Origin of the sequence: Hymenobacter sp. (genome assembly GCF_031398885.1) — a bacterium.
In the GTDB taxonomy this organism is placed as follows: domain Bacteria; phylum Bacteroidota; class Bacteroidia; order Cytophagales; family Hymenobacteraceae; genus Hymenobacter.
The window spans coordinates 25123-41364 of sequence record NZ_JANNOD010000056.1; the positions used below are offsets into that span (position 1 = coordinate 25123).

General features: G+C 66.1%; 9 protein-coding genes. 4 read left to right on the forward strand and 5 right to left on the reverse strand.

From position 1 onward, the window contains the following. The first annotated feature begins 350 nt into the window (after positions 1-350). A complete protein-coding gene (locus RMO51_RS10905) occupies positions 351-1895 on the forward strand; it encodes a family 43 glycosylhydrolase (protein ID WP_310394568.1) in 1545 nt (514 codons plus the stop codon). 299 nt (positions 1896-2194) lie between these two features. Here the strand turns inward: RMO51_RS10905 and RMO51_RS10910 are convergent, their stop codons facing one another. The 3 genes from RMO51_RS10910 to RMO51_RS10920 all read right to left on the reverse strand — a co-directional run bounded on the left by RMO51_RS10910 (position 2195) and on the right by RMO51_RS10920 (position 10175). Next, positions 2195-2908, reverse strand: coding sequence for a hypothetical protein (locus RMO51_RS10910; protein WP_310394569.1), 714 nt, complete (start codon positions 2906-2908; stop codon positions 2195-2197). A gap of 129 nt (positions 2909-3037) precedes the next feature. Then, complete coding sequence (locus RMO51_RS10915) at positions 3038-9211, reverse strand: MG2 domain-containing protein (protein ID WP_310394570.1); 6174 nt, start codon at positions 9209-9211, stop codon at positions 3038-3040. A 367-nt stretch (positions 9212-9578) separates the two neighbouring features. Further along, positions 9579-10175, reverse strand: coding sequence for a DinB family protein (locus RMO51_RS10920; protein WP_310394571.1), 597 nt, complete (start codon positions 10173-10175; stop codon positions 9579-9581). A 152-nt stretch (positions 10176-10327) separates the two neighbouring features. Here RMO51_RS10920 and RMO51_RS10925 point away from each other — a divergent pair, with 152 nt between their 5' ends. Beyond that, on the forward strand, positions 10328-11272 hold the full coding sequence (locus RMO51_RS10925; RefSeq protein WP_310394573.1) for a hypothetical protein: 945 nt from the start codon (positions 10328-10330) through the stop codon (positions 11270-11272). Between the two features lie 78 nt (positions 11273-11350). Beyond that, positions 11351-13717 carry a M1 family metallopeptidase gene (locus RMO51_RS10930; RefSeq protein ID WP_310394574.1) on the forward strand — a complete coding sequence of 789 codons (2367 nt, stop codon included), beginning with the start codon at positions 11351-11353 and terminating at the stop codon, positions 13715-13717. Between the two features lie 190 nt (positions 13718-13907). On the opposite strand, the gene RMO51_RS10935 is transcribed toward RMO51_RS10930, so the two are convergent. After that, a complete protein-coding gene (locus RMO51_RS10935; RefSeq protein ID WP_310394576.1) occupies positions 13908-15212 on the reverse strand; it encodes a hypothetical protein in 1305 nt (434 codons plus the stop codon). 246 nt (positions 15213-15458) lie between these two features. On the opposite strand from RMO51_RS10935, the gene RMO51_RS10940 reads away from it, so the two are divergent. After that, positions 15459-15653: a cold shock domain-containing protein gene (locus RMO51_RS10940; protein ID WP_310394577.1), complete on the forward strand. Its 195-nt coding sequence runs from the start codon at positions 15459-15461 to the stop codon at positions 15651-15653. 77 nt (positions 15654-15730) lie between these two features. Here RMO51_RS10940 and RMO51_RS10945 read toward each other — a convergent pair whose 3' ends face one another. Continuing rightward, positions 15731-16222 carry a gliding motility lipoprotein GldH gene (locus tag RMO51_RS10945; RefSeq protein WP_310394578.1) on the reverse strand — a complete coding sequence of 164 codons (492 nt, stop codon included), beginning with the start codon at positions 16220-16222 and terminating at the stop codon, positions 15731-15733. Positions 16223-16242 lie beyond the last annotated feature (20 nt).

Here is a 16242-nt window from a genome sequence, read left to right on the forward strand (position 1 = left end):
AATTAGCGGAACAGTCGCGTTTCCGGCCAGTCCGCGTTTCTTAGTAGAATTAAATTTTGCAATTCTTTCATTCGCCTCCTGGTAAGGTTGGCCTGAATTATGCTCCCCGTCTTTGGCGTCGCGCATACAGCGTTTAGAATGCCTAAAGCAACTTAACCAAGCTGTAATCAAGCGTCAATCTTAAATTCATCTACCCGGCACGCCCGCTGGTTGGTCGGTTATTTTCGGGGCTTCACCCCAATAAATACATTTTACGCTTTGATATTTATTTCAACCCCGTACCTTTCTAACGTGCAAAGCCGCACCCAGCCACAAAGGCTTTGTCTTCTATTCTCTTCGCACTTCCCACCGTGTCAATCGAACTAGAACTGGCGGCCCGTTTGGCCGCTGCCACCCCCGGCGGTGCGCCCGCTCCTGCCGTCCCCCGCCGCGCCTACGACCACGTGGTGCTGCCCGGCGACTTCCCCGACCCCACCGTCACCAAAATCGGCGACACCTACTGGGCCAGCGCCACCTCCGCCGAGTGGGGCGCGGTGTTCCCGCTCTTCACCTCGAAGGACCTGCTCGACTGGGAGCTAGTCGGCCACGTCTTCCCCGACAAGCTGCCCGACTGGGCCGGCTCCAATTTCTGGGCCCCCGAGTTCTACCAGGAAAACGGCCGCACCTACGTCTATTACACCGCCCGCCAGAAGGGCGGCGTGCTGAGCGTGGCCGTGGCCAGCGCCGACCACCCCGCCGGCCCCTACCTCGACCACGGCCCGCTGGTGGGCCAGGCCGCCGGCTCCATCGACGGCTTCGCGATGCCCGACGAGCACGGCGACTTGTACCTCATCTGGAAAGAAGACGGCAACTCCTGCCACCAGGACACCCCCATCTGGGCCCAGCGCCTCAACGACGCCCGCACCGCCCTCGTCGGCGAGCCCACCGAGCTGTTCGGCAACGACGCGCAGTGGGAAGGCCCGCTGGTGGAAGGCTCGGCCCTGGTGCGGCACGCGGGCTGGTTCTACATGTTCTACGCCGGTAATTCCTGCTGCGGCAAAAGCTGCAACTACGCCACCGGCGTGGCCCGCTCCCGCCACCTGCTGGGCCCCTGGGAAAAGCACGCGCACAACCCCATCCTCGACCGCAACGCCACCTGGAAATGCCCCGGCCACGGCACCGTGACCGAGCTCGACGGCCGCTGGTTCCTGCTCCACCACGCCTACCTGGCCGACAGCCACGAGTTCGTCGGCCGCCAAAGCCTGCTCAGCGAGTTCACCTGGAACGCCGAGGGCTGGCCCGAGTTCGCGCACCGCAGCCCCCAAGCCGCCCGCCCCACCGACATGGCCCGCTTCAACGTGGCCGACGAGTTCGCCGGCGACCGCCTGGGCCTGGAGTGGCAGTGGCCCATCGGCGCGCAGCCGGCCACCGCCGTGCGCGCCGGGCAGTTGCACCTGGCCGCCGGCGCCTCCCGCCTGGGCCACCTGGTGGCCCGCCGCACCTACGTGGCCACCTACAAAGCCGCCACCACCCTCGACTTCGCCGCCCTGCCCGCCAACACCTTCGCCGGCCTGGCCGCCGTGGGCGACCCCTACAATGCCCTGGCCCTGATGGCCGGCAACGGCCAGCTCCAAATCTGGCACGTGAAGAGCGGCAAGCAGCAGTGCCTGGCGCACGTGTTCGTGGAGCCCTGCCCCGCCCTCACGCTCCGCCTCGAAGTGTGGGGCGGCCAGCGCTACCGCTTCGCCTACAGCACCGACGGCGCCACCTGGCAGCCCCTGCCCACCGAGGGCTTCACCCTCAACGGCACCTACCTCCCGCCCTGGGACCGCGGCGTGCGCGTGGCCCTGGTGGCCCAGGGCGCTGAAGGCACCACCGCCACGTTCAACAACTTCATCATCCGCAACCAGCGATAGCTCAAATCCCAGCAAGCCAAAAAGCCAGGTCCTCCGTGCGGAGGGCCTGGCTTTTTAGCATCATCAACCGACGTACAAGTTATTTAAGCAACACGCTCAGTAAACGCATAGAAGAACGTCATGCTGAGCTTGTCGAAGCATCTCGCCCGCTTCGTTCTCACGTTGGAATTACCACCACACGCGAGATGCTTCGACAAGCTCAGCATGACGTTCTTTTACTTATGCACGAATACTCAAACAGCAACGCCCGGCACGGGGTGCCAGGCGTTGCTGCTGTTCGTTTTCTTTCGGCGCTGATTCTAGCGGCGGCTCCGGGTCTTGCTTTTCGACTTGGGCTTAGCTGCCGTGCTTTTTTTCGTGGTCTTACGGGCGGCAGCCTTGCTTTTCTTGGCGCTGCTGGCGCGGGCGCTGCTCTTCTTGCTTTTGGCTTTGGTGGCCGTGCTCTTCTTGGTGCTTTTGCTAGCCCTGGCGTGCGCCGCCTTGCTTTTCGTCTTCGATTTGCTGCTGTGGGCTTTGGCCTTCGACTTGCTGCTGCGGGAAGTTGCTTTGCTGTGGGCTTTCGATTTGGCGCTTTTGCTCTTGCTGCTGCGGCTGCTGCGCGACGAGTGACTGCGGCGGGCGGCGGCGCGGCGGGCAGCGGCGCGGGCTTCCAACCGGGCTTCGGCGCGCGATTCTTCGCGGCGGGCGGCGGCGCGGCGGGCGGCGAGGGCCTCCGAGTTGCGGGCCTCGTAGCTGCGGGTGGTGTGGGCCGGCACGGCAGCCTCGTCGGCTTCGGTGTAGTGGGCCGAAGCGTCCGATTCCGGCGCGGCGGTGTTCTCGTCAGCACCCGCTTTGGGGGCTTCCGCCGCCACCTTCTTGCGGCGCACCGGCATGAGGAAATCCCGCTCGGCGCGCTCGCGCAAACTCAGGTTTTCCTCGCCGGGCAGCTTCGAAACGAGGGTTTGTTTCTCACTCTGGGCTTGGGCCCCGCTCCAGGTGAGCAGCAGCGAAAGGAGGACAAAGAAGTGCTTCATAGACTGGTAAGGTAAATTCGACAGGAGACAAAACTACACCCTACCCCGGTTAAATGCAAGATAAAGGTTCATCCAAACGCTCAGATGACCGTTTAGGCGGTTCAGGGACCTATTTTACTCGTTAACCCCCTACCGGCCCACCCGCAGCCGAACGCCCGCCGAGTGGGCCCCAAACTCGGGCGCGTACAGGCACTGCACCTGGCTGAGCCCGCCCGAAAAGTCGCCCGCCTGCGCCGCCCGCAGCTGGTACTCAAACACGTGGGTGCCGCGCGGCACGGCGCTCAGAAAGAAGTTCGTGGCCGCGTCGCGCGGCGACTCGTAGTAGCCCAGGCCGTTCTGGTAACGGTAACCGCTGGTCTGACCGATGGGCTCCAGGCCGGCGGCGCGCTGGTCCTTGAGGTGCACGTATTCGAGGGCGCGGTCGGTGCGCAGCACGAGGCGCACCACCAGGGCATCGCCCACCCGCAGGGGCGTGGCAGCGCTGATTTTTTCTAGCACCGGCCCGCCGGCCGTGCGCGCCTCGCGGTAGAGCTGACGCTCCAGGCTGAGCGGCGTGGCGGCGGCCGTCACCCGGTCCAGGTCCTCAAAATACTGCCAGTAGAGCGCCCCCCAGGCCACGCCCGCGTCGGGCTTGGTGAGGGTGACCTTACCCTGCGCGGGCTGCACCTCAGCGGCAGCCCAGCTGGTTTTGAAGTAGCCGGTACCGGCCTGCGCCGCCTCGGGCTTCACGGCCTGGCCGCCCACGCTGACTTGCAACGGCTGCGTAGGCGCCAACCAGTCGGCGCCGCGCAGCAGCAGGGCGTAGCAGGCGTCGGCGGTGGCGCGGGTGCTGGGCCAGTGGTGGGTTTGCTTCTGCTTGAGCAGCCAGAGCTTCATCTCGTCCACCGCCCGCTGGTCCTGCTCGATTTCGTCGAAGGCTTCGATGAGCGTGGCCTGGGTTTCGGTGGGGGCCTCGCGCCAGTAGTAGCCGCCGCGCACTTCCTTCCAGTACATGCCCAACTCGGGCGAGTGCAGGGCGTTTTCGGTCAGGCCGCGCAGGATATCGCGGGCGGCCGGCGCGGCCGGGTTCTCGCGGAACAAGCTCAGCGCCATTTGGGCCTGGAGGCAGCGCGAGCGGCCGGGCCAGAATTTAGCCGTCTGCTGGCCGTAGTAGGCCGCGGCCGCCCGGGCATCGGCAGCAGCGGCCGACGCGGGCCAGAAACTGCGGGCGTACAGGGCCTGAATCTGCAGGTCGCCGAGGTGGTCGTCGGCCAGCTTCACGTCTTTTTGACGGCGCAACTCGGCGTAGTCGCGGGCCAGGCTGGCATCCAGCGCACGCAGGGCGTTTTGTAAGACGTCGCGGCCCACGGCGTCTTTCTCCGCATCGAACGCGCCCAGCTTCTTGAGCTTGCCCAAGCCGGCCACGATGAGTTGGGTGATGTAGCGGTCCTCCGGCATCTTGTCGAACCACGGGAAAGCGCCGCCGGGCAGCTGCATCTTTTGCAATTTGAGCAGGGCGCGGCTGGTTTCGCCCCGCAGCCGGGCTTCATCAAACAGCTCGGTGAGGCGGGCCAGGCGCTCAGCTTCGCCCTGGGCGTCGCGCACCCAGGGCGTCTCCTGAAGCAGCAGACTCTTCAGCTCCTGGTTCTGGGCCAGCTTGCTGCCGAGGGCGTTTTTCTGGGCTGCGGTGCCGCTCTGCGCCTGGCGCGTCCACTCGGCCAGGATGGTTTTGAAGCGCGGGTTGGACTGTAGGATGTGCGCGGCCAGCAGGTTGGCGTAGAGGCGGCTGAACACCTGTTCGGAGCACTCGTACGGGTACTCCATCAGGTAGGGCAGGCTCTGCACGGCGTACCAGGCGGGGTTGGCCGTCAGCTCCAGCGTCAGCGAGTAGTTGCGGCGGGTGGGGCTGCTGGTGCTGGTCAGCTTGCTCAGCTCGAAGCTGCGAGTGCCCGGACCAACGATGGGCAGCGGCAGGCTCTCGGTGAGCAAAATGCGGTTGGGCAGCACCGGCAGGGTGTTTTCCTCGCCGTCGGAAAAGGTTGCTGGTTGCTGGTTGCTGGTCGCTGATTTGCTGATTTGCTTGCCCTTTTTATCTGTTACCTGTCCACTGCTAGCTGCCAACTGACTTTGCGCCACCACCCGGTACGTCACCGCGGCCGGCGCAAAATCAGCCGGCAAGCTGATTTCCCAGCCCAGCGCCGCGCTCTGGTGGGCGGCGGCCGACACAGCTTGCTGGGCCGGCCCTTTCAGCAGCTGGCTGGTGAGGTCCTGGCCCGTGGCGGCGTCGAGCAGGAACAGCTGCGCCATGCCGCGCACCGGCTGCGCGGTCAGGTTCGAAAACTTGGCGGGGAAGGTGAACGTGTCGCCCTGCCGGAAGAAGCGCGGGGCGTTGGGCGTAATCTGGATTTCCTTCTGGGTGACCAGCTGTCGGGCCAACTGGCCGCTGCGCAGGTTTTTGTCGTGGGCCAGGACCAGCAGCTGCCAGCGCGTCACGGCTTCGGGCATTTGGAATTCGAGTACCACCTCGCCGTTCTTATCCGTACGCAGGGCCGGCTGCCAGAAAGCTGTTTCGCGGAAGTCGCTGCGGGCTTGCACCGCGGATAAATCCACGGCCCGACTCTGAGCAACCGTTGTCACGGAAGCACTCAAATTGCTGCGAGATTGGTTAGCCGTGCCGTAGCCTACCACCACTACTTCATTTAGCTGCTTGCCTTCCGCTCCCATATCGGCCATCATGGGCGCGGGCATCGCCGAGGAAGCGCCTCTTATTCTTACTCCGCTCACCCGGCCAGCCAGCGCGCGCTGCCGCTCTACGCCGAAAGCCGCCCAGGTATTGAGCTCGGGGTAGACCAGGGGCTCCCCCACTCCGACGCCGGGGAGTTGAATGGCTGTCCCCATCCACTGAGCGGGCCGGAAAAATCCTTGCCAAGCAAACCGCGGCTGGTAGTAGCCCGCCGCAAAATTCAGCCCCATGAAGCGGTGCGGCCGAAAAACATCCAGGCTCTGGTCGTAGAGCGTGGCGAGCAATTCGGCCGCGGCCGGCTGGCCGTTGGCCTGCCGAATGGCCAGGCGCCACGTTTCGCGCTGGCCCGGCTGGAGCCGGTCGCGGAAGGTGCCGATGGTTAGTTGCAGCGGCGCCGGTTGCTCCGCCACCTGCACCACGGCCTGGTGGGTGTAGAAATGATTATCGCGCATCTGAATGGTGTGCACCTGGAGCGGACCCGCCGTAGTGGCGGGGCCACTGGCAATGCTGAGGCGGCGCTGCTCCCCAGCTTTGAGCGTCAGCCACTGCTGCTGCAGGAGCTGGCCGCCGCGCTCCGCCACCACCAGCACGCGGGCGTCGGCTTCGCTGCTGCCGAGCAGGAAGGTGGCGGGCTGGCCCGGGGCCACGGTATCGGCCAGCACCGCAAACCAGTCGGGCGTGGCGTACGGAATGGTGGCCGCGCCCGAATTGTAAAGCGTGAGCTCCAGCCGCGCCCGCGCCGAATCGGCCCCCGCCGCCTGGGCTTCGAGCAGATACCGGCCCGAAGGCAGCGCCGCCAACGCGGCATTCAGCCCGAGCACCGGACCATTTTTGGTATCGAAGGGCACCGTGCTGACCAGCTCCGACGGGGCCTCGTTATCGGCAACTTCCGCTGCCGGGCCGGGTACGCCGGGCGGGTTGGGGCGGTAGCGGCGGGCCAGCACGCGCATGGTGCCGGCGGCGGCCAAGGGCTCGCCGGTGGCGTTGGTGCCCAGCAGCGTGAAGGCGGGCAGGCGCTGCTGGTCGGCCTCGCTGGGGCCCACCAGGCGCAGGCTGAGCGGGTTGCGGCCGATGGGAAAGCCGCGGGTGCCGGTGCGGGTTTCGCCGGCGGCATCGGTCACGTCGGCCGCCACCTCAAACAGGTAGCCCGGCTCCCAACGGCCCGGGCGGCCCGGCGCCCGGGGTTCGAGCGGCGGCGTGAAGGTGATGGCAAAGCGGCCCTCGGCATCGGTGGTGGCCATGCCGTGGGCAATTTCCCGGGTACCGCCCCGGCTGGGCGGGTAGCCGCCCCGGAAGCCTTCCCCGAACATGGGCCACAGCTCCCGGCGCGTGACGCGGTAGCTCACAGCGGCGCCGTCGGTGGCTGGGCCGGCGTAGGCGCGGGCGCGGCCCCGCACGGTCAGCGGCTGGCCTAGCTGCGGCCGGCCGGGCACCGAGTCGAGCTGCACAAAAAAGGTGGGGCGCTTGTAGTCTTCCACCGCGAAGCGCAGCTCGCCGTCGTCGGCACGCAGCGTGAACTCGCCGTTGAGCAGGCCCGGGGGCAACACGAAGGAGCCGTGGAACGAGCCAAAGTCATTCGTCACAAAATTCAGCGCCTGCACCGTTTGGCCGTTCACGTCGTTCAACTCCACTTCCTGCTTTTCCTTGGTTAGCAGCCGGGTTTTATTGCCGGCTTTCTCCACCAGAATTCCTTTAAAATACACCGTCTGGCCCGGCCGGTAAATGGCGCGGTCGGTGAAGAGAAAGCAGGTGGTTTCGCTTTCCTCCTGCGGTTCGCGCGGGTAATAGCCGCCCATGTTGTCGACCTCCACGGTATCGGTCCCGCGCCAGGCCCGGATGGCAAACATCCGCTCTTCGTTGTTAGAGTCGACGGTCTTGGTCGGGCCGGGCAGCTCCACTTCCCCCGTGGCACTGGTGTTGCGCGTCACGCTCAAGCGAGTGACGCGCGTTCGCAGCTTGGCGTCGTAGCGGCTGTAGATGGCCTGGGCCGGCACGTCCGCCAGCGGCGCGCCGCTTTGGCGCTGGAGCACGAGAAGCTGGTGGGCGCCGGTGGCGGGGTTCACCCGATGCACCGCGCTCAGCTCGCTGGCGCCCACCAGGGCGTAAGAGGTGGCGCTGTTGGGCGTGGGCCGGGCCTTGTCGGCGCTGTTGCTGCTGACCACCAGCAAGTAGTAACCGATGGGCAAGGCCGCGCCGGCCGCCGCCAGCTTCTGTTCTTTGTAGTCGAGCGGCTGCGGGGCCACCGGAATAGCCCAGGTAGCAGCGGGCTTGGCTTTCGTAAACTTGGCGATGGTGGCCATGTCCTCGGGGCGACTGTTGAGGCGGCGCTTCAACTTGTCCCATTCCTGCCTCGTCACCCGGTAGGCTTGGGCCCGCAACGTGGTCACGTTGCGCACCGTCAGGTCGAGTCGCCAGGGTTGGTTGGGCACCACCAGCTCGGCGGTGGTGAGGGTTAGCTCCGGCCGCTCAATCTGCTCGCGCAGGGCCCGGGCCCGCCCGGCGCCGCGCGACTTGGGGAAGTGCGTCTCGGCTTCCCGGGTCAGGCGCACGGCGGCCACCGGGTCGGTTTCGCGGCGCAGCTCGGCCCGGCGGGCCACAAACTCGGTGCCAATGGGCAGGGCCTGGTAGGTGGCGGCCATTCGCGCCAGGGCCGGGTCGTACTGCTCCTCCGAATCGGTGTTTTGGGTGAGGCCGCGCACGTAGTCAATCCGCTGCAAGTCCACGTCGGCTAGGGCGGCTTGGTTGGCGGGCGCGAGCTGCTGGCGCGCGGCCGTGAGACGCTGAAGCAGGCGCAGCGCGTGCAGCGGGCCGTTGAGCGAGTCGGCCGTGGGGGCCAGCAGGCGCAGGGCGGCAAACTCGGCGGCCGTCCCGAGCAGCTGCGGGTCGGTGGGCTGAAACTGCTGCTCGGGGCGCGTGAGGTACAGCTCCTGATTTTGCAGGCCCGCGATGGCGCGCTGGGCCAGCAGGTCGTACAAGCTGGGGCGCAAAAGGCGGCCTTCGGCGTTGCCGCCGGTGGCCAGGTCGCCCAGCTCGGCCAGGGTGGTGCGGAGCTGCTTTTCGGGCTCGTCTTCCACCGACTGGTAGTAGTGCCGCACGATGGCCGCGCCCAGCCGGCCCAGGTCCCAGGTGGCCAGGCCGGTGCCGCCGTCGGCGCCCGGGGCCGGGCCGGCGGTGGCCGCCGCCCCGGCCGTGCGCTGGTAGAGGCGGTAGCGGTTCCGGGCCAAGTAGTTGGTGTAGTGCTCGGCCAGCAGCGAGTGGAGGATGGGCCGGGCGGGGAAGGCGGCCGTTTTCAGCTCGGCTTCGAGCAGGGCAATGGCCTTTTCGGTTTCGTCTTCTTCCTTGGCCTGAAGCAGGCGAATTTTGTAGAGCAGGGCCCGCACGTAGGCGGGCGTGTTCTGCTCCCGGCGGGCCTGCTGGTAGACGGCCTCCAGCAGCGGCGCGGCCGTGGCGGTCTGGTTTTTGGCCAGCAGCGCATCAATCTTTTTCCACTGCGCCGCGTAGGCGCCGGGGGGCACGGGAGCGGCCGAATCAGTGCTAGAAAACATGGTCAGCAGCAGGCAGGCAAACAGGAATAAACGCATGAGCGAGGGCAGGAACAGGTTGGGACCCTAAAGATGTCCGCGCTGCTTTTATTGCACACGGCGCCCCCTGAGATTGAGCCGAAAGTCCGGCGGCACCGCCCGAATGTGCCCCAGCTGAACGGCCGCGCATCGTCCGGCACTGCGCCGGAGCCGTCCGCCGATAAGCTGGTCGAATTCAGATTGAAAGCCGTCGAAACGGGGTAGAGGCGCACCATTTTGCGTCTCCTCATCGAACGATAACGGACGAACACCGGCGCCCGGTGCGGACGACGAGACGTAAAATGGTGCGTCTCTACCCCGTTCTGACCAACTCAAACCACTACCTGGCAGCACCATCGCGGCCTCGGCGGCCAACGGGCACCAGCCCTTACGCCGCCGAGGCGCTGGCGCCCACCCCGTGGCCGACCAGCACGGCCTCGGCCTGGGCAATGTGCCGCTGAATGTGGGCCACCAGAAACTCCAATTGGTCGGTGAGGCGCAGCTGCAGCAGCGGAAACAAGGCGTTGGGCACGCGCACGGCGTTGGCGTTGACCTGCCGGGCCAGCAGCACGAGGCGCAGCAGCTCGTCGAGCTGGCGGCTGAAGACTTCCGTCACGGTGCGGGGCAGACGGGTGCCGGTGGGCGCGTAGCGCTGGGGCGTGGTGTAGGCCTTGGCGCTCACCGGGGCCCGCATGGCCGCCACGAAGCGCCGCCCGACGTAGCCGTGCTTGACCACGGCGGCCGGCTTCGAGCCGCGGGCCTGGGCCTTGGCGATGCGGGCCGCGATGCTGGGCAAGTAGTAGCCGCCCACGATGTTGAGGTGCTCCAGGCACTGGCCGGCGCTCCAGCGGCTGGGGCTGGGGCGGCGGTTGAGCTCCTCGGCGCTCAGGGGCCGGAAGCGCTGCTGCGCCACCACCCGCAGCACCAGCAGGTCGTTGGTCAGCTGGTCAAAAAAATCCGAGGTGGCACGGACGGCAGCGGGCATAAGGAAGCGGGAGCTAACGAGCCGTAAACATACCATTTAGCAATCGATTCCGAACCCTGGCCACCCCTGCCGCCGGGCCCGCCGCGCGGCAATTGGTCCCGGTTCGGTATCTTGGCCACATGGTGAAACATGGTTTTTTACATTGTGGTGCATTGCTGGCTTTGTGGGCCGCGCCGGGCGCTGCTGCCAGGGCGCAGGCCGTGCCCAACCCCGGCGAGCGGGTCGAGACGCTGGTGACTTTCGGGGCCCAGTCGGACAAGCAGTGGGGCGACGACGACTTCAGCCAAACGTTCTTTTTCCTGATTCCCGCCACCCAGCGCGACCCGGTCTACATCCGGGTGTGGGACCCCGGCACGGGCGGCACCAACGACGACCTCAAAGGCGCCGCCAACACCACCACCTCGTTCAGCCTCTACGGCGGACCGGGTACCTTCAGCGGCCCCCAGGCCCGCGACCCGCGCCCCACCAACCCCAACCCCACCGGCCGCCTGCTCAAGAGCCAGACCTTTGGCAGCGAGCCCCAGTACGACCGCCAGTGGTTCACCTTCGGCCCCCTCAACCCGCTGGAAGGCGAGTTGGTGGACGAGTTCAAAGGCCACGTGCTCAAGCTGGTGGCGCGGGGGCTGAGCGGCAACGACGGCAACCTGTACCGCTACTTTTTCAGCACCAGCCCCACCGCCAACGTGGCCGTGGAGGGCGGCAACGCCTTCACCTACGAGTACTGCTTCCGGGTGCCGGCCACCAGCAGCAAGACCACCGTGCACCTCTACCCCTTCGTGAACGACAAGGTGGTGAGCATCAAACAGAGCAACTACGACGCCGACAACGGGGCCACCCTCGCGGTATTCAGCGTGGCGAAGAACGGCCAGGCCGGGGCCGTGAGCGGCGACGGCGAGTGGACGAGCAGCACGTTGCCCATCGCCGAAAAGGAGCACGGCCTCAGCCTCGACTTCCGCCTCACCTCCACCAAGGGCGCGCCCAACGACCTCGTGTTTTACGTGACCGACCAGTACGACACGGCCATGCCCTTCTTTGCCATCCCGCTGGGCGGCCCGCCGCGCTACCAGTACGACATCGACGTGAAGCTGCACCGGTAAAGGACTTTTATTCTTTCGGAACGTCCTGCTGCGCTTGCCGAAGCAGGACGTGCTTTTTCTAACCGATTAAATTCGCCCATGCCAAGCCATATACCCTTCTTCCCCCGGCCCGGCCTTGTCGCCCTGCTGCCCCTGGCGTTGCTCGCCGCCCCGGCCGCACACGCCCAAACCACCAACTCGGGCACCGACAAGTTTGCCCAGCTCGAAACCCTGCTGCCCACGCCCAATTCGTACCGCACGGCCAGCGGCGCGCCCGGCCGCGACTATTGGCAGCAGCGGGCCGACTACGACATCAAGGTGACGCTCGACGACGCCAAGCAGGCCATCAGTGGGCGCGAGACCATTACTTACACCAACCGCTCGCCCGATACGCTGCCCTACTTGTGGGTGCAGCTCGACCAGAACGTGCTGGCCAAAAACTCGATGACGACGGCCACCGAGGTCACCCAGCTGCAGGACCGGATGTCGTTCAACGCTTTGGAAATACTGACTTCCGATTTCGACGGCGGCTTCAAGATTGAAAGCGTGACGGGCGCGGACGACAAGGCGCTCAAGACGGTCATCAACCACACCATGATGCGCGTGGATTTGCCGGCTCCGCTGCGAACCGGCCAGGCCTTCGCCTTCAACGTGAAGTGGCGCTACAACATCAACGGGCAGCAAAACAAGCGCAACGGCTACGAGTACTTCCCCGAGGATAAGAACTACCTCTACGAAATCGCCCAGTTCTACCCGCGCATGGCCGTGTACTCCGACAACCAGGGCTGGCAGCACAAGCAGTTCCTGGGCGACGGCGAGTTTACGGTGCCCTTCGGCGACTACCGGGTGAGCATCACCGCCCCGGCCGACCACGTGGTGGGCGCCACCGGCACGCTCCAGAACGCCGCCCAGGTGCTCACCGCCACCCAGCAGAAGCGCCTGGCGCAGGCCAAAACCGCCAAGAAACCGGTGCTCATCATCACCCAGGCCGAAGCCACGCGCAACGAAAGCAGCCGCGCCACGGCCACCAAAACCTGGACCTACGCCGCGCAGAACGTGCGCGACTTCGCCTGGGCCAGCTCGCGCAAGTTCATCTGGGACGCCCTGGGCGTGGTGCAGCGCGGCAAGCCCGTCATGTGCATGTCGTATTACCCCAAGGAGGGCAACCCGCTTTGGGGGCAGTACTCGACCGAGGTGGTGGCCCACACCATCAAGACCTACTCCAAGTTCACCATCGACTACCAATATCCCGTCGCCATCTCGGTGCACGGCCCGGTGGGCGGCATGGAGTACCCGATGATAAGCTTCAACGGCCGCCGGCCGGAAAAGGACGGCACCTACTCGGCGGCGGTGAAATACGGCATGATATCCGTGATTACCCACGAGGTGGGCCACAACTTCTTCCCCATGATAATCAACTCCGACGAGCGGCAGTGGACGTGGATGGACGAGGGCCTGAACAGCTTCGTGCAGTACCTCACCGAGCAGGAGTGGGAGCGCAACTACCCCTCGCGCCGCGGCGAGCCGGCCGGCATCGTGGACTACATGCGGACGGATAACTCATTACAGGTGCCCATCATGACCAACTCAGAATCCCTCCTGCAGTTCGGCAACAACGGCTACGGCAAGCCGGCCACGGCCCTCAACATCCTGCGCGAAACGGTGATGGGCCGCGAGCTGTTCGACCACGCCTTCAAAACCTACGCCCAGCGCTGGGCCTACAAGCACCCCACCCCGGCCGACTTTTTCCGCACGATGGAAGACGCCTCGGCCGTGGACCTGGATTGGTTCTGGCGCGGCTGGTTCTACACCACCGACCGCTGCGACCTCAGCCTGGAATCGGTGAAGGCCTACACGGCCAGCACCCGGGACCCGGCCGTGGAAAACGCCCGCTCGCAGCAGCAGCGCGCCGCCGCGCCGGCTTCCATTTCGGCCCAGCGCAACGCCGCCGACATTCCCAAAACCCTGGTGGACGAGAAGCCCGAGCTGAAGGATTTCTACAACGGCTTCGACCCGCTGGCCGTCACGCCCGCCGACCAGCAGCGCTACACCGCTTCCCTGGAGGCGCTCAGCCCCGCGCAGCGCCAGCGCCTGTCTGACACCCAGAACTTCTACGAGCTGAGCCTGCGCAACCTGGGCGGGCTGGTGATGCCGGTGATTGTGCAAATGACCTTCGCCGACAACACCCAGGAAACCCAGACCATCCCGGCCGAAATCTGGCGCCGGAACAACGCCCAGGTCACCAAGGTCATCGTGACCAAGAAGCCGGTCATCCGCTTCGTGCTCGACCCTTTTCAGCAAACGGCCGACACGGATTTGAGCAACAACGCCTTCCCGCGCCAGCCGGCGGCCTCTCGCTTCGAGCTGTTTCAGCAACAGGCGCCCGCCGCCCCCAACCCCATGCAGCAGGCCCAGAGCGCCACGCCCGCGCCCAAGCCCGAGAGCCCGGCCGGCGGCACCAAGTAGCGCCGACCATTGGGGCGGGCTCGCGCAGCATCGATAATCGACACGTGCGTGCGGATGCTTCAGGCTCACGTGTGGCACTGTTCCGCGCCCGGGCAGGGTCCGCACATCCGCATCGAGCTAAAAATGCGTCTATTACGCTAGTTATTCAGGTCCTCGGCAACTAACCATAATTGAACCGTCAGGCGCTGCTCTATTCATCGGCCTCGCCTTCCCGGCCGGCGTTGCGGCGGGGGGCGCCGTGGTCGGCGTCGTTCTCATCGCCGGTGCGGTTTTCCTTGCGGGCGGCCGCGCCGTAGTTGCGGTCGGTGTCCTCGCGGCGCTGGTCGCCCGGGGCGGGCGAGCCGGCTTTGCTGCCGGGCCGGCTGTCGTCGTACGCGTCGTTGTAGGAGCCTCCGCGCGAGCCCATGCCTTGGGCCGTATCGCCGCCCTCGTTCCCAACGTAGCCGTCGCGGGCGGCGCCGGTGCGGTAGTCGGGCAAGCGGTTAGGTTCGTCGCGCCCCAGGTCGCCGTAGCCTTGGCTGCTAGCGGGTTGCGAGCCGCGCTGGTCGGCTACTTCGGGGGTGTTGGTGGAATAGCCGGGGTGCCGCTCCTCGCGGCGGCCCTGCTTGTCGAAGCCGCCCTGGGTCGGCAAGTAGTCTTCGGTTTGGTTGCGCCCGCCCGGATTCACCGAGCTGCCCTCCGGGCCGGACGTGCCACTGCTGCCAGCCGCACCCCGCAGCGAGGTTCGGCCATAGTCATTGGCGTAGGCGCTGTCGGGGCCTTCGGCTGAGCCGTTGTCGTTTTGATGGGCGCTGTTGGGGTCGGCGCGGTCGGGCTGGTTGCGGTTGTCGGCGTTGGGTCCGTTGAAACTGTCGGTCAACACCTGCCCGCCATCCGCAGCTTGGCCAATTGCGGCAGCAGACGTCGCGCCGCGCTCAAATCCGTATTCGGTGCGGCTGTCGGGCCGCTCGTCGCGCCCGTCATAAGCGCGGTAGGCATTTTCCTGGGGGCCGGGTGCTCCGGCCCCGCCGTAGTACCGGTCCTCGGGCGTGTTGCCCGGCTCGTAGTCGGCCTGTCGGTTCTGGTTGCCGAAGCCGCCGTGGGTGGTGCCGCCCAGGTCCTGGGCCCCGAACTCGCCGCGGTTGGCGTCGCTGTCCTGGTTTTCGCGGCGGTCCTGGTCGTGGTAGCTGCCCTGGGTGCTGTTGCTAAAATTGCCGCCGTAAGTAGCCTGGGGCGCTAAGTCGGCGGCAGCGGCCTCTTTGTTTTCCTGCTGCTCGTCCTCGTGCCCCAGCGCCCCCTGGCCCGCACTCATTTCGGATTCGGCCAACGACTCGCTCGACGCCGACGCGGCGGGGTCGCTGATGTCCGACTTGGGCGAGGCGGGCGCGCCGCCCGGGATGCCCGTACCCGCGCCGGGCCGGCCGGGCTTGGCCGCCGTGTTGCCGATGGGGCCGTCGACGCGGTTGCCGGCAATGTCGTTTTCCTCGGTATTCAGGTTTATATGCTCGTTTTCCATGGCGGGCGAAGGGAGTTGCAATTGGTGGAAGGATGGACTGCTTGTCTATACGCGCGCCCGCACCCGTTGTTCTCGTTGCCGCGCCACTACTTTCCGGCCGGCAGCGAATGACTGGGCGGTTCGCCGCCGCAATTTTACCTTTGCCGGGCCGCGGCACGGCTGCGCTCTGGCGCCGGGCTCTTCAACCCTCAGGTTATTCGGCTCGTTACGCCACGGCCACGTTCATTTTACCCCATCCATTCGCTCATGCTCACCGGCACCGTTAAGTTTTTCGACGACACCAAAGGCTTCGGCTTCATTGTCGCCGACGACACCCAGGAAGAAATTTTCGTCCACCAAACCGGCCTCATCCACGAAATTCAGGAAGGAGACCAGGTGCAGTTCAACGTCAAGGCCGGCAAAAAAGGCCCCAACGCCGTCGACGTCACCCGCCTGCAGTAGAAGGCCCGCAAGCCCGGCCGTAAGCCGCGAAGCCGGCCCCGCGCATTGCGGGGCCGGCTTCGCGGCTTACGGCCGGGCTATTTCTTATTCGCCCGTTTGGCCACCCGCACCCCAATGGCCATTAGGCCCGGCAGCTGGGCCTGGCGCATGTACTGCTCCAGCGTCAGGGTGTAGCTGCCGGCTTTGGCAAAGCGCTGGTTGGGCAGCGCCAAGAGCTGAATGTCGTAGATGTCGCCGGTGCCGCTGCCTTTGGGCTCGCCGGTTTTGGGGTCCAGCAGCAGCATTTGGTGCAACAGGGGCCGGCCGACCGGACCGGCCGGGCCCACCAGCGTGTGCTTTACGTACAAATTGTAGAAGCCATAATCCGCGGCGTGGCGCACATTGAAATAAACGTCGTAGCGGGCGGCCGTGTCCTGAATAGCGAAGGTGAACGCCGGCCGCTGCTGCACGTCCCAGGAGTACTTAGCAAAATCAATATTCTCCTCGAATACCCGGTTGGGGTCGCAGGCCGTAAGGCCGCCCAGCAGCCCCACAGCCACCGCCCAGCGAAAAGCAACGCGTTGATTCATAAATTCTATCATTCAAACCA